Below are 14,630 nucleotides of genomic sequence, written 5' to 3'. Positions count from 1 at the left end.
AACTCAAGTGGAAACGATATAGTGGCCCCCGTAATGTGAAAAATCTGAATTCTGCTTGTGAGCTCAATACCCATTTGAGGCAATACTTTCCTGCTGCTTATCTTAGTCAATCACTAAATTCAGTTCGACCTTGGTCTACATTAGCTTAATTGGTGATGTAGACATAACTTCAGCATTTCATAGGTTAAGTTGTTGTTAATAAGTAACTATTTTGTTTTTTCTATAACTGGCCAAACCAAATCTTAGACTAAGGTCGTGATTGTGGTCACATTTTGAGTTGTTAGATTAACTATCGACTTAAAAAATAATTAGCACTGGGGAGTCACTATGAGTTTCGAAAATCAAGATACAGCAAGTGGGTACTGGCGTGAGAATTTACGCTTAGTATTGGGGTTGCTGGCAATTTGGGCTGCAGTATCATTTGGCTGCGGTATTTTACTGGTCGATGTTCTTAATGAAGTCCACTTCATGGGCTTTAAATTGGGATTCTGGTTTGCACAACAAGGTGCCATGTATGTGTTTGTTGCACTGATTTTTGTGTATGTAGCGAAAGCGAATGCTTTAGATAAAAAATATAACGTACACGAAGACTGAGGAATAAATCATGGATGTTCAAACTTTAACTTATATTATCGTGGGCTTGACGTTTGCCCTGTACATCGGTATCGCAATATGGTCTCGTGCTGGCTCAACTAAAGAGTTTTATGTCGCTGGTGGCGGCGTGCCGCCAGTTATGAACGGTATGGCAACAGCGGCGGATTGGATGTCTGCGGCATCATTTATATCACTTGCCGGTATTGTTTCATTTACTGGTTATGATGGTTCTGTCTATTTAATGGGCTGGACCGGTGGTTATGTTCTGCTAGCGCTTTGCATGGCTCCATACTTACGTAAGTTCGGTAAATTTACTGTGCCAGACTTTATTGGTGATCGCTATTACTCACAAGCTGCGCGAACTGTTGCAGTCGTGTGTGCGATTTTCATCTGTTTCACCTACATCGCCGGTCAAATGCGTGGTGTTGGGGTGGTATTCTCCCGTTTCTTAGAAGTCGAAGTTGAAACTGGGGTTTATATCGGTATGGCAGTGGTGTTCTTTTATGCTGTTTTAGGCGGTATGAAAGGGATTACTTACACTCAGGTTGCGCAGTATTGTGTGCTTATTTTTGCCTTTATGGTACCAGCCATTTTCATCTCAGTGATGATGACCGGGCATATTTTACCGCAAATTGGTTTTGGTGCGGAGCTGGTTGACGCTGCAGGTAATGGCACAGGCGTTTACCTATTAGATAAGCTTGATGGCTTGTCGGCAGAGCTTGGCTTCTCCCAATATACAGAAGGCTCGAAGAGCATGATTGATGTGTTCTTTATTACTGGCGCATTGATGTTTGGTACCGCTGGTTTACCCCATGTAATCGTGCGTTTCTTTACAGTGCCTAGAGTAAAAGATGCGCGTGTATCAGCAGGTTGGGCATTAGTATTTATTGCTATTATGTATACCACTATTCCAGCATTGGCAGCTTTCTCTCGTGTAAATATGATTGAAACGATTAATGGCCCAGAAAAAACCGGTGTTTCTTATGAAACAGCGCCAGAATGGATTAAGAACTGGGAAAAAACTGGTTTAATCACTTGGGATGATAAAAATGCTGATGGCAATATCTATTATGCTAAAGGCGACACCAATGAAATGAAAATTGACCGAGATATTATGGTACTAGCGACGCCTGAAATTGCATCTCTGCCAGCATGGGTCATTGCATTGGTTGCTGCCGGTGGTCTTGCTGCTGCATTGTCAACCTCAGCTGGTTTGCTATTAGTTATTTCTACCTCGGTATCTCATGATTTATTGAAAAAGAATTTTATGCCTGATATCTCTGATAAGAAAGAGCTTTTATTTGCACGAATAGCAGCAGCACTGGGTATTGTCATGGCGGGTTATTTTGGTATTAATCCTCCAGGGTTTGTGGCAGCGGTCGTTGCGATTGCATTTGGTTTGGCTGCATCGTCACTGTTCCCAGCCATCATCATGGGTATCTTCTCTAGAAAGGTTAACAAAGAAGGTGCAATTTCTGGCATGGTATTAGGTTTACTATTTACCGCAAGTTACATCGTGTACTTCAAGTTTATTAACCCAAGTGCCAATAGCAGTGAAAACTGGTTCTTAGGTATTTCTCCTGAAGGTATCGGTATGCTTGGGATGTTGATTAACTTTGGTGTCGCATTTGCTGTTAGCAAAGTTACAGCAGCGGTACCTGATGATGTGGTGGCTATGGTCGAGTCAATTCGTTTCCCGAAAGGCTCTGGTGAAGCGCACGACCATTAAACTTCTATTCAGTATGAACTATAGAATGTGAGTGTTTAACTCACTCATTTAAAAAAGCGCTTCGGCGCTTTTTTTATTGGTGAATTATATAAAACATCATTATGTACACTTATCACTTATCAATTGCTAAATATCAACGATTCGAATAATGCCACTTATGGCCATTGGTCGAATACCAGCACGATTAGAATTTACGTATATTAAATTAACAAAATTGAAGACTATTTGGCAGCAAGTAAGAGGCCCACGATGAAAGATGCCAGTGAACTGCAACCCATTGTTCAATTTATAAAAGAGTTAGTGCCATTTGATGGTCTCTCAGAGGCAAATCTAACGCGCTGCTGCCATAAAATCACCATTGGTTACTACAGTAAAGCATCGGCAGTTGTGCCGTTAGATGCCAGTCATCCGCAACTTTATATTGTTCGCTCTGGCGCATTTGAAGTAAGAGACAATCAAGGTGAGTTATTAGATAGGTTGGGCGAAGGAGACTACTTTGGTTTTCCGTCTTTGTTATCGGGTGAAAAAGTCAGTAACCAAGTGCAGATTTTAGAAGATAGTTTGGTGTATCACTTAGACCCTCAAACCTTTGACTTTATGCGTAGTGAAAGCCGCACTTTCGATCGGTTTTTTAATCGCGCATTTGCTAGACGAATGCGTCACCAAGCTAGATTTAAAGCAAAAGAGTTAACTACGACCAATCGCATCAATAGTTTAATGTCAGTAGATCCTCTAATTATAAATTGTAACGCCAGTGTCAGCGAAGCTGCGAAAAAAATGCGTTTAGCCAGAGTGTCGTCAGTGCTGGTGATGGATAATCAGCAATTGATTGGCATTCTTACCGATAGAGATTTACGTAATCGTGTTCTTGCTGAAGGCTTTGATGGCAGCTTGCCGGTTCATCAAGCTATGACTGCAAATCCCACTAAACTTGAAGCCAACGCTTTAGTGTTTGAAGCAATGCTGTTGATGAGTGAACATGGCATTCATCACTTACCCATTATGGAACAAGAAAATGTGGTGGGGATATTAACCAGCACTGATATTTTACGCGGCCAGAGTTCACAGCCCTTGCTATTAATCGGCGAAATAGAGCGGCAAACCAATATCGATAGCCTGATTAATGTCAGTAAACAAATACCGGTATTACTACAAAACTTAATCAGTGCAGATGCCCGAGCAGAAGAAGTGGGTAGAGTATTAACCTCGGTTACCGATGCATTAACCCGGCGATTAATTATTTTAAATCAGCAAATTTTAGGTGAAGCGCCAATGGCCTTTTGCTGGTTAGCATTTGGCTCACAAGGCAGGCAAGATCAAGCGGCCTGTTCAGATCAAGATAACGGTATTTTGCTGGCCCATGAGCCTGATGAACATGCAAAAGGCTATTTTGATGCGTTAACCCATGCGGTTTGTAAAGGGCTGGACCAATGCGGCTATATATATTGCCCTGGGGATATTATGGCGCAAAACCCCAAATGGCGCTTGTCACTGTCCCAATGGCAACAGCATTTTGAAAAATGGGTACTATCACCCGAACCTAAAGCCTTAATGCATGCCAGTATATTTTTTGATATGCGCTCCGTTTATGGGCCACAAAATTTATTTTATCAGTTACAACAGCACGTCTTAAACAACACCAAAGACAACGATATTTTTCTTGCGGGAATGGCGGGTAACTCACTGGTTGAGACGCCGCCACTAGGCTTTTTTAGAAAGTTTGTTTTAGAGCGTGATGGCAGTGAAGTAAAAGGTATGGATTTGAAACATAAAGGCGTAGCGTTAATTAACGATATCGCCAGAGTGTATGCTTTAAGTGCAGGTATTACTGAAGTGAATACGCCTAAGCGGATCCGAGCATTGATGGAAGCCAATATCATTAACCGTAAAGATGCCCTTAATCTAGCTGATGCACTAGAGTTTATTGCGCATATGCGGTTATCAAATCAAGGTCAGCAGCATACACAACAACAAGAAGTCACCAATTACTTAAAACCGCAGCAAATGTCATCGTTATTGCGACACCAACTCAGGGATGCTTTTAAAGTGGTTCATGATGCGCAATCTGGCTTAAGAATGAAGTTTATGCGAAGTTATTAATGGTATTTCTATTTGGGGTAGCCTTTGATGTTAATAGTGTGGAGTAAACAACTTAGTGAATGAGTTATGGCTAAAAACGCGCTTACAGTTGGAACTTTTCGGTCAAAAAGACGAGCTTGCGGCTTATCAGTCGAGTATTAAACCTTATCTTAGCGCTATGATTGCGGATCTACCCATCATGGCATTAGACCTTGAAATGACCGGGTTAGATCCTAATAATGACCAAATAATCAGTATTGGTATTGTGCCGATTGAGCATGGCGCCATTCCGTTATCAAAAGCCCTGCAAGTGATGGTGACAATCGATGGGAGTGTAGGGCAGAGCGCAGCAGTGCATGGGATTATCGATAATCATTTAACAGAAGCGTTATCACTAACACAAGCTATGGCTTGGTTGCTTGCACAAACTCAAGGCTCAATTTTGTTAGCCCATCATGCACCCATGGACATCAGCTTTATCCAAAGCCATTTAGAAAAAGTCTATAAAAGAAGCATTAAATTGCCTTTTATTGATACCTTAGCGTTAGAGAAACAACGACTTTTACGCCAACATGATGTACTACAAGAAGGTAGTTTGCGGCTCGATGCTTGTCGAAAACGATACGGTCTGCCGACTTATTATGGCCATGATGCCCTTACAGATGCACTAGCATGCGCTGAATTGTTTGTGGCACAAATAGCCTCTATTGGCGACAGTAAAACCATGAAGGCGGCGCAATTTATTAGTATATAAAGGCAGCAGCCTGAACTTAATCAAATCAGTTTAAATCCAGTAAATAGATATAAAAAAACCAGCACAAGGCTGGTTTAATGGTTTAGCAAGCTGAGTTTACTTTGATTTGTTCATGAAGAAATCAACAGCTGGCTTAATGAGTTCTAAGGCTGTTACTTCACAAGGTGGAAGCTCGGCTGTAGGTGGGTTAATCGGTGTAGTACGCTCACCCCATTTAACTAATGCAGCCGCTGAGGTTAAACCCGCGCCAAAGGCACATGATAAAACAGTTTGACCCGCTTTCAACTTACCTTGTTCCAGTGCATCACAAATTGCAATAGGGATAGTCGCAGCCGAGGTATTGCCATATTTTGCAATATTAACAAAGGCTTTTTCTTTTGGAATTTTCATCCGACTAATTAAGGTATCAATAATACGCTCATTGGCTTGATGAGGAATAACAAAATCAACGTCTTCTTTATTGATATTGCACTTTTCAAGCACTTTAGTGCTTAGACCGCCCATGCCATGAATCGCGCGTTTAAACACTTCTTGGCCATTTAGATGAATGAAGAAGTCTAAAGAAGATGAATCAAAGCGATCCATTTTGGTACCAAAACCAGAGGCTAAAATATCACGCGCTGCAGGGTCATTGTTTAACTCGTAACCTAAAACACCGCCTGGTTGGTCGCTTACTTCTAATACCACCGCGCCGGCGCCATCACCAAATAATACGGCCGTTTCACGGCGAGACCAATCAAGGTAAAAAGACAAACGCTCTGCACCAATAACCAACACTTTTTTATTTTGGCCACTTTTGATCATTGAACTACCTAGACCAAGACCGTACAAGAAGCCACTACAGGCCGCGTTGATATCAAACGCACCGCAAGATGCACCAATATTGGCTTGCACCGTTGAAGCAATGTTTGGGATTAAAGTATCAGGGCTTGCTGTTGCTACGATGATTAAGTCAATCTCACTGCCATCAATACCTGCAGCTGATAACGCATTTTGCGCTGCAACCGTAGCAAGTTCTGATGTATTTACGTGGCTAATACGTCTTTCACTGATCCCGGTACGAGTTTTAATCCACTCGTCTGACGTTTCCATAAATGTGGCTAAATCGTCATTGGTCAGAGTTGCTGGTGGGACACATTTTCCCCAGCCGGTAATATGAGCATACTGCATGTGGTGATCTCTCAAATAAAAATTAAAAAATAATCTGGTAATAAAATGTCTTCATTTAATAGAGGGACTGTTACTCCCCACTAAACCTACTTTAAATGCTGGACCACAAGTGCCTTAATGGCTTCTGCTGCATGTAAAATATGTTGTTGTAATAATTTGGTCGCTTTGCCGATATCTTTGCGTTTGCACAATTCGAAGAGTTCGCGATGCTCTCGTTCCGCCGTTGGTATTCCACCGGTTAAAAGTAGCTGTAAACGGATATAGCGATCACAGTTATTATTTAAACCATGGACAACTTCGAGAGTATGAGGTCGATTAGCGGCTTCATATAAGCACGTATGGAACTGAATATTGAGTTCGCTCCAAGTTGCAACTGAGTCCTCTTGCTTAAAAGCCGACTCGAGTTTGGCTAGCACCTTGTCAGCCCGCTCAAAATCATCATCTTGTAGATTAGGAATTGCTTTTGCAAGCAAATCACTCTCTATCATAGCGCGTAGCTCAAATAATTCTGTGACCTGCTCAACAGAAAGCATTGTCGCAGTGGCACCTTTATGGGCTTCAAACTTGACTAACCCTTCAGCCTCTAACTGTACTAAAGCCTCACGAACAGGAATACGACTGACATTAAGTTGCGCAGCAATTGCTGACTGTCTAAGCGGTTCACCCGCTTTGATATAGCCAGAAAGTAATTGTTCTCTCAAAACTTCTACTACAGCTTGGGTGCGAGTTTTATGAATTATTGGCGTTATTTGACTCATTACTTCTTATAATTGTCACAAAATATCTACGGAAGGGTAACCTTTACTGGCGTTATTATAAAGTATCGATGTAAAAAATCTTCCTTTTATAATACATGTGCATATTTAACTAAGTAGTGGGATAATCACTGTAATTGAAATTTTAGGAGTAGTACCGTGAATAAAGCCATTTTTTTAGACCGTGACGGCGTTATCAATATCGATAAAGGCTATGTGCACTTGGTTGATGACTTTGAATACATTGAAGGTGTGTTTGAAGCATGCTTAGCATTTAAAAAAATGGGCTACATGGTCGTGGTGGTGACAAACCAATCTGGTATTGCTCGCGGTATGTATAGTGAAGATGATTTTCACCATTTAACTGAATGGATGGATTGGAACTTTGCTGATAAAGGTGTGGAGTTGGACGGTATCTATTATTGCCCCCATCATCCAGAAAAAGGCCTTGGGGATTACAAACAAGATTGTGATTGCCGCAAACCTAAACCCGGTATGCTTAATAGTGCTGCAGAATTTTTAAAAATTGATATGAGTCAATCTATCATGGTGGGTGATAAAGCCGATGATATGCGCGCTGCTAAAGCGGCAGGCATCCTAACATCGATTTTAGTTAAAACCGGTAAAGTTGTTGATGAAGCTGGGGTAAGTGAAGCCACTGCGGTAGTAAATAGTATTGCAGACGTGCCAGCTTATTTAGAGCAAATTTTATAATAAGCAAATAAATACTTATAAAATGCAACTAACAGGCTAGATTGCCCATGCTAGCCTTGTTGTTTTCTCATTGGAACCTTGCCATAGACCTAACGGTTTAGGTAATTAATAAAGCGCGTTAAGTCTGTATACGCTTTAACTAAATTACTTTAATCCCACTGCCTTGCAAACTCATCATTAATTCTCTAACTGAGAGTATAAATCCAATGAATTCTGACATGGCGTTTTTGGCATGTTAACCAAATCAGCTTGGTAATGTTCGCAGAGTGCGGTTAACATTTTTTGCCACGGGGCATTGCCTTGATAGTTGGCTAGGTTGTGCCACTGCATAGTGTCAGTATTGACTAAAATGAGCCGTTCAACCTTAAGCAACATGGCGAGTTGCCACTGATTTTCATATACAGAGCGCTGCTTCAAAGCGATATTTTTTTTATAAAACTCGGGTTTCATTACCGCTCGGCCATTGTCTCTTACTTCATATTGTGAAGCGGTTTCTGACATGACTTTATTATCATCGATGAAGCTGGTATTGATAGCGCGAACAGGCAGTGAAGACTCAACAAAAACAAATCGCGTATCATCTAAATCTGTCTGCATCTGTGGAAGCGCTATACCGTCAAATTGCCAATCATTATTTGTCGAATCTGATTTTAAACTAGCCACGATAGTTGGTGCTATATCAATAAGAGAGAATAACCCTGGCACCTTACCTGTGTGGTTAATCGGTTCGCTATGGCGATATCGCAAACTTGCAAGCAATACTTGTGATTGCTCCTGAGACAAGATATTGGTCCCATGGCCCCATGCGGCTACATTGAGTTTTTCAATTTTATCTCTAGGGTTGTTATTGTTATTTTGTATTTCCGTTGCCGCAGTCAATCTATCTTGAGCTAATAAAAAACCTTCACCGTGGTCTGATAGTAGATACACTATGGCATTCTCTAACATGCCACGTTGGCGTAAGCCGCTCATAAAATTGGCTATCTGTATATCTACTGTTTTAATCAATTCTCGATGCATATAATGATTGTAGTTACCGTCCCAGCGTGATTTATCCAATTCAATAAAGTCTTTTGAAGTGAACGGCCAATGTAGCTGACAAAAATGCACCGCTAAGAAATTGGGCGTATCGACAGATAACGCATTGAGCACTTCTTGATTAAACCGCATAGGATCATAGGCTTTACCATAGGCGCGATTAATATATAAATAGGGAAACATATAGCCAGAAATTGGGGTGTTGATGGCAAGGTTAATTAGGGGGATATCTGCTACGTTGGCGATTATGGCATCAGCGGCCCCAACTTTGGGACCAATAACACGATCAAAGCCATAATGCTCATCTATTTGATTAAAGCGGCGCTCATCCATTGCATAGGTTGTTTGATACCCTTTACTTGAAAGTGAGTTTAGTAGCGGCAAATCTTTATTCACTAATTCAGGTGGGGCTAAGTTAAACCTTGCTCCATTATTGACAGGGTATTGTCCCGATAATATACCCATCCATGCCACATATGTTCGTGCTTGTGGTGTATAAGCTTTATCGTAAATTAATGATTTTGCTAATAGCTGATTGAGCTTTGGTGCTATTGAATTATCAGCTCCTCTGTGTGCAAGGTGGTCAGGGCGCAGCCCGTCAATACCGATAACAAAAATATTAGGAAGCTTATTAACCGCTTTGCTACTGCTTGAAAGCGTGTCGTTATTAAAGAAATTAACAAAGCCAATGCTAACAATTAATAGGCTAATTAAAACAAGGGTTTTATGGGTAGATAAGCTGCTGAAGAGGGCATACATAAAATTACTTAGGAGTAAAAAAAACAGCCCCCAAAGTAGCCAAGGTTCTACTAATATTGTGCCACGAAATATCCCCAACAAAGAGGTGGGGTATAAATATGAGTTTGCCGCAACGACAAGAATACAATGGAGTAGTAGGATCACAATCCAGATCTGTGTCTTAATATTGTCATTGTGGCAATACTGAAACCAAGGCCGGCATGAGAGGGTAATAATTGCAGCCCAACAGGCATGTAGCAATATGACCATAGCTGCGAAGAAACTAAGATCGTACAGTAAGCCATTACTTAACAAGTGCTGAGTTTTGATTTGTGTCATCGCATTGGCAATAGAGAAGGGAGAGTGGTCTTGTATTAACTGTTTATAGTTAAATGCAATCACAATAAGAAAAATTAATACCGCCAGTGTTCTAAAATACGTGCGCATCAAAGATATTGATGGGACGCTAAGCTAAGCTAAGCTAAGCTAAGCTAAGCTTAGCATTGCTTGTTACGGTTTTAGGCATGGCTTATCTCTTATGTTTAATTCCGAGTCATTTTAATCTAGCGCTTCATTTTTGTTTTGGTGTAGCCCTTGAACATCATGTTTAGTTTGATGCTGCATTTTTGATTGAGCTTGTGGTACTGGTAGTGGTAAAACCACGCTACTGAATATGCTTTCGGGCTATATTCCAGCTAATGAACGCATTGTCACCATTGAAGATTCAGCAGAACTTCAACTCCAGCAAGAGCATACTGCCCGTTTAGAAACTCGACCACAAAATATCGAAGGTCGTGGCGAAATCACCCAACGTGACTTGGTAAAAAATTGCCTTCGAATGCGCCCTGACAGAATTGTCATTGGTGAGGTGCGTGGTGGAGAAGCATTGGATATGCTGACCGCAATGAATACCGGTCACGAAGGTTCACTAACAACATTGCATGCCAACAGCCCACGAGATGCCCTCGGCAGGTTGGAGTATATGGTTTGTATGGCCGGATTTGATATGCCTGTGAGTAATATCAGGACACAAATAGCATCGGCAATTGACTTGGTTGTACAGCTTGAAAGGCAAGAAGATGGCCGCAGAAGGGTGATAAGTATCCAAGAAATCAATGGTATGGAAGGCGACATCATAACCATGTCAGAGATATTTCGCTTTTCACGTGAAGGCGTTGATGAACAAGGTCAAATTATTGGTCATTTTAATGCCACAGGTGTAGTGCCCAACTTCCATTCTAAATTAAAGCAGCATGGTATTGATCTGCCATTTAAGCTATTTAATTGCGGTGACCCATTCGCTAATTTTTAGGAGTCTTTTATGCCTTCCAATGAAATTATTTTCCTAGTTTTAATTTTTATTGCCGTAATTTTCCTTTCTCAGGCGTTATTTTTACCTGTCTATAGTCCGCAGCGGGCAAATACAGCCCAAGTACGTAAGCGATTACAGCAACTATCCCAAGAGTTTGGTGATGGTGTACTTGAGACTTCTTTACTGAGAAAAAACCGATAAAGCAAAGTTGGTAAGATTGGTCGAGCTTTATAAAGCATCGGTTTTATTGAAGACTTAAGTTACCGTCTCGAGTTGGCTGATTATCGACTTTTAGGGCATCAATTTTTATTTTTAGCTTTATTTGTTGCCACATTAGTGGGGATAGTAAGTTGGTGGTATTTTCGTGTACCACTGATGGTATTTTTTGCAATGTTTATCGTGTTCTTGTTGTTTTATTTTAAATTAAATCGTGATATTGCCAAAAGAATGGATGCGATAGAGGCAAGTTTTCCTGATGCGCTTGATGTATTAAGGCGCGCTTTACAAGCGGGTTACTCGTTTTCTGATGCCATAAAACTGGTTACAGAGGAAATGGAAGGTCCATTAGCCAAAGAGTTTAGCTTGATGTTTGCCAACATCAATTACAGTAAAGATACCAAAAGGGCTATTCTTGGATTTATTGAGCGGGTACCAAGTGTGTCCGCGATGGCATTTTCAAGTGCGGTGATGGTGCAGAAAGAAACCGGCGGTAATCTAGCTGAAAACATTGATAACTTGGCACAGGTTATTCGTAAACGTTTTATGTTCAGGCGTCGAGTAAGAACGTTGTCGGCTGAGGGACGTTTATCTGCGTGGATTTTAATCTTATTACCATTTGTATTGTTCGCTGTTATCTATTTACAAACACCTGACTATGTGGGAGAGCTGACTGGCACCGAAGATGGCAAGACATTGTTAATGTGGGGCGCAATTGGGATGACGTTAGGTGGCCTTTGGATCAGTAAATTGATTAGGATTGATATGTGATATGGACTATTTACTTGGACTCATTAATCAGACATTCGACAATCCCCAACATGTTGAGTGGGCGATATACATTGTTGCTGCGATAGTCGGTATTACATTTGCTCTATCAATTTCGTTGTTAGTAAGCGGGGTATACTCGCCTGTGCGTAAAAGCTTACAACAAATTACTGGCGTTAATACTCAAAGCTCGGCTGTTGAAAATAACGAGGTAAATAAAACCCTGGAGCATGGAATTGGCCAATTAGGCAAAGTGCCATTTTTGAATTTATCAAATAATGAAACAAGGCGGTTGTTAATTCATGCGGGGCTACATTCCGATAGCGCATTGGCCATCTTTAGCGCGATACGTTTACTACTGTTGCTAATAGGTGCAGTACTTTCTATCGTGGTTTTAAAAATATTTCCGGATTTATCGACATTGATCAGTATTTATCTAGTGTGTTTGATTATGGGGGGATTTTTTTTGGCGCCTTCTTTAGTTTTAACCTACTTAGCGAATAAAAGAATGCGGTCTTTACGTGTCGGCTTTCCTGATGCACTTGATTTGCTGGTGGTGTGTTGTGAAGCGGGTTTAGGGCTATTAGCAGCATTGCAACGTGTAGCTCGCGAACTTTCATTAAGCCACCCTAATTTATCCAGCGAATTAGAGTTAGTGTGTAATAAAGTTAGAGCAGGTCTCACTATTAGGGTGGCTTTAAGTGAATTTACCGAGCGAACGGGCTTAGAAGACATTAAAGGGCTTAACTCTGCAATATCCCAAAGTATGCGTTTAGGAACAGGGATTGCAGCGACATTAAGGGTTTTTTCAGAAGAATATCGAGACAAAAGACTACAACAGGCAGAAGAACAAGCTGCAAAGATGGCGGTAAAAATGATTTTCCCAATGATGTTTTGTATCTGGCCGTCCTTTTTTATTGTCGCAGTAGGTCCTGCTGTACTTAAAGTAATGAAAGTATGGGGGCAAGCCTTTTAATATGAATATTCTATATATTAATTTTACTGGATTCAGCAAGAGGCGAGGTATATGTCAATGATGAAACGTGACCTAAAAATGCTTTTCACGCTGGCAATACTTAGTTTTAGTCTTTGTGGTTGTGCATCAGTTGATGAGGATCTTGAACTGACAAAAACACCGCAGCGTCAAGATTTGTATCAAGGGAAATCTCAGATTGCAGTCGGGGGATCACCTCAATCAGAAATTGAGGCTCTTAATCAAGCTCAAGATGCAGAACGCTCCGGCGATTTAGATAAAGCATTATACGCCTATATACAAGCATTAGACTTCAATCAGCAAAACGCTGACACATTTTATCAAATTGCTCGAATACACGTTGCTAAAGGCAATAAAGACATAGCATTAAAAGCCTATAACGAAGCGCTGACAATAAACCCTGATCATAGGTTAGCAAATGCAGAGTTAGGAATTCTTGAAATAGATAGACGGCAATATGTATTGGCAAGAAAGCATCTTGAGAAAACCATCTTTCTTGATCAACAGCGATTATCGGCAATTAAGAGTAAGGCTGCTGGAGCAGATTATACTTCTTTAGATGAGCTATCACCTTTAAGAGTATATAACGCACTGGCTATTTTGGAAGATCTGGAAAACAACAATGAAGCAGCAAGAACATATTTTAGACTCATACTAGCATTCCAACCTCAATCAGCAATTATCGCTACCAATTTAGGTTATTCATTTTATCTTGTGGGAGACTTTGATAATGCAGAGTCATATCTCAAGCAAGCACTAAGAGCTGATCCGAGTTTTACCCGAGCATGGTCGAATTTAGGTTTGGTTTATATCCGCCAAGGAAATTATAGAAGGGCACTGGCAAGTTTTGAACAAACCATGACAACAGCGGATGCATTAAATGATCTTGGCTACTTTTTGATGTTAGAAGGCAAGTACGAACAAGCGATAAGTTTATTTAAGCAAGCAATAGATACTTCACCGACCTATTTTGAACGAGCTCATAAAAATTTGAAAATTGCTTTAGCATCTAAGATTAATTAAAGCTGTGGCTAGATAGATATAAAGTGACTGAATTGAAACTTTACTGATAATGAGGTGGAGCTAGTAACTATTAACCTGCATCAAGTTGAAATGTCATTGAGATGACATACTCATCTTCAAGTTTTAGCCGTAAGCGCTAAAATAATGGATTAACCCTGCATCAAGTTGAATTGATATTGGGATTACACATTCATCGTCGAGCTCTAGCCGTAAGCGCTAAAGTAATGGTTTAACCCTGCATCAAGTTGAAATGTCATTGAGATTACATACTCATCTTCAAGTTTTAGCTGTAAGCGCTAAAATAATGGATTAACCCTGCATCAAGTTGAATTGATATTGGGTTTACACATTCATCGTCGAGTTCTAGCCGTAAGCGCTAAAGAAATGGATTAACCCTTCATCAAGTTGAAATGTCATTGAGATTACATGCTCATCGTCGAGTTCTAGCCGTAAGCATTAAACTGGTATTAATGAAGTTACAGCGCTAGTTGACGTATTGCAGACGTAGCAGCATATATAGAGCAGAGCCTGTAACTAGTGATTAAAACCAAATAAACAGCGATAAAATAGCCAGATTGTTTTATTTTAGCGCAATACGCTCAATTAAAAAGCACTTGAATCAATGTTTGTCAATTAATTTGTAAAAGCCCTTGCATGAAATTTTAGTTTCCCTATAATGCGCACCACTGACACGGAATAAGGCGTCTAAACGCTAGTTACCGAGTCCGCTCTTTAACAATTTATCA

Annotated in this window: 10 protein-coding genes and 2 pseudogenes; 9 read left to right on the top strand and 3 right to left on the bottom strand. The window is 40.6% G+C overall.

Going from position 1 to position 14,630, the window contains the following annotated elements:
* Positions 1 to 327 precede the first annotated feature (327 nt).
* The 4 genes from AB4140_RS19160 to AB4140_RS19145 all read left to right on the top strand — a co-directional run bounded on the left by AB4140_RS19160 (position 328) and on the right by AB4140_RS19145 (position 5,156).
* A complete protein-coding gene (locus AB4140_RS19160; RefSeq protein WP_076542242.1) occupies positions 328 to 594 on the top strand; it encodes a DUF4212 domain-containing protein in 267 nt (88 codons plus the stop codon).
* Between the two features lie 10 nt (positions 595 to 604).
* On the top strand, positions 605 to 2,323 hold the full coding sequence (locus AB4140_RS19155) for a sodium:solute symporter family protein (protein ID WP_372002235.1): 1,719 nt from the start codon (positions 605 to 607) through the stop codon (positions 2,321 to 2,323).
* Between the two features lie 249 nt (positions 2,324 to 2,572).
* Positions 2,573 to 4,423, top strand: a complete 1,851-nt coding sequence (locus tag AB4140_RS19150) for a DUF294 nucleotidyltransferase-like domain-containing protein (RefSeq protein ID WP_372002233.1) — start codon at positions 2,573 to 2,575, stop codon at positions 4,421 to 4,423.
* A gap of 55 nt (positions 4,424 to 4,478) precedes the next feature.
* The gene (locus AB4140_RS19145; protein ID WP_372002231.1) at positions 4,479 to 5,156 is read left to right on the top strand and encodes an exonuclease domain-containing protein; all 678 of its coding nucleotides are present in this window, start codon (positions 4,479 to 4,481) and stop codon (positions 5,154 to 5,156) included.
* Between the two features lie 96 nt (positions 5,157 to 5,252).
* On the opposite strand, the gene AB4140_RS19140 is transcribed toward AB4140_RS19145, so the two are convergent.
* Together AB4140_RS19140 and AB4140_RS19135 are read right to left on the bottom strand one after the other, a co-directional pair.
* Entirely contained in the window at positions 5,253 to 6,326 is a 1,074-nt protein-coding gene (locus tag AB4140_RS19140) for a ketoacyl-ACP synthase III (RefSeq protein ID WP_372002229.1), read from the bottom strand.
* Between the two features lie 86 nt (positions 6,327 to 6,412).
* Positions 6,413 to 7,084, bottom strand: a complete 672-nt coding sequence (locus tag AB4140_RS19135) for a GntR family transcriptional regulator (RefSeq protein ID WP_102435764.1) — start codon at positions 7,082 to 7,084, stop codon at positions 6,413 to 6,415.
* Between the two features lie 156 nt (positions 7,085 to 7,240).
* Here AB4140_RS19135 and gmhB point away from each other — a divergent pair, with 156 nt between their 5' ends.
* Complete coding sequence (gene gmhB / locus AB4140_RS19130) at positions 7,241 to 7,795, top strand: D-glycero-beta-D-manno-heptose 1,7-bisphosphate 7-phosphatase (RefSeq protein WP_102476098.1); 555 nt, start codon at positions 7,241 to 7,243, stop codon at positions 7,793 to 7,795.
* Positions 7,796 to 7,972: 177 nt separating this feature from the next.
* Here gmhB and AB4140_RS19125 read toward each other — a convergent pair whose 3' ends face one another.
* The gene (locus AB4140_RS19125) at positions 7,973 to 10,018 is read right to left on the bottom strand and encodes a sulfatase-like hydrolase/transferase (RefSeq protein ID WP_372002227.1); all 2,046 of its coding nucleotides are present in this window, start codon (positions 10,016 to 10,018) and stop codon (positions 7,973 to 7,975) included.
* A 193-nt stretch (positions 10,019 to 10,211) separates the two neighbouring features.
* Here AB4140_RS19125 and AB4140_RS19120 point away from each other — a divergent pair.
* The 4 genes and pseudogenes from AB4140_RS19120 to AB4140_RS19105 form a co-directional block, all read left to right on the top strand.
* Positions 10,212 to 10,883 (top strand): annotated as a pseudogene (locus AB4140_RS19120) (CpaF family protein); the annotation flags it as partial.
* Between the two features lie 9 nt (positions 10,884 to 10,892).
* A pseudogene (locus AB4140_RS19115) lies at positions 10,893 to 11,870 on the top strand (type II secretion system F family protein).
* Position 11,871: 1 nt separating this feature from the next.
* Entirely contained in the window at positions 11,872 to 12,843 is a 972-nt protein-coding gene (locus AB4140_RS19110) for a type II secretion system F family protein (protein WP_372002225.1), read from the top strand.
* A gap of 57 nt (positions 12,844 to 12,900) precedes the next feature.
* A complete protein-coding gene (locus AB4140_RS19105) occupies positions 12,901 to 13,884 on the top strand; it encodes a lipopolysaccharide assembly protein LapB (RefSeq protein ID WP_102476117.1) in 984 nt (327 codons plus the stop codon).
* The last annotated feature ends 746 nt before the right edge of the window (positions 13,885 to 14,630 follow it).

The organism is Shewanella sp. 10N.286.51.B2 (assembly GCF_041469265.1).
Lineage (GTDB): Bacteria > Pseudomonadota > Gammaproteobacteria > Enterobacterales > Shewanellaceae > Shewanella.
Note: the sequence above shows the minus strand (reverse complement) of the source record. Positions and strands in the feature narration are given on the sequence as shown.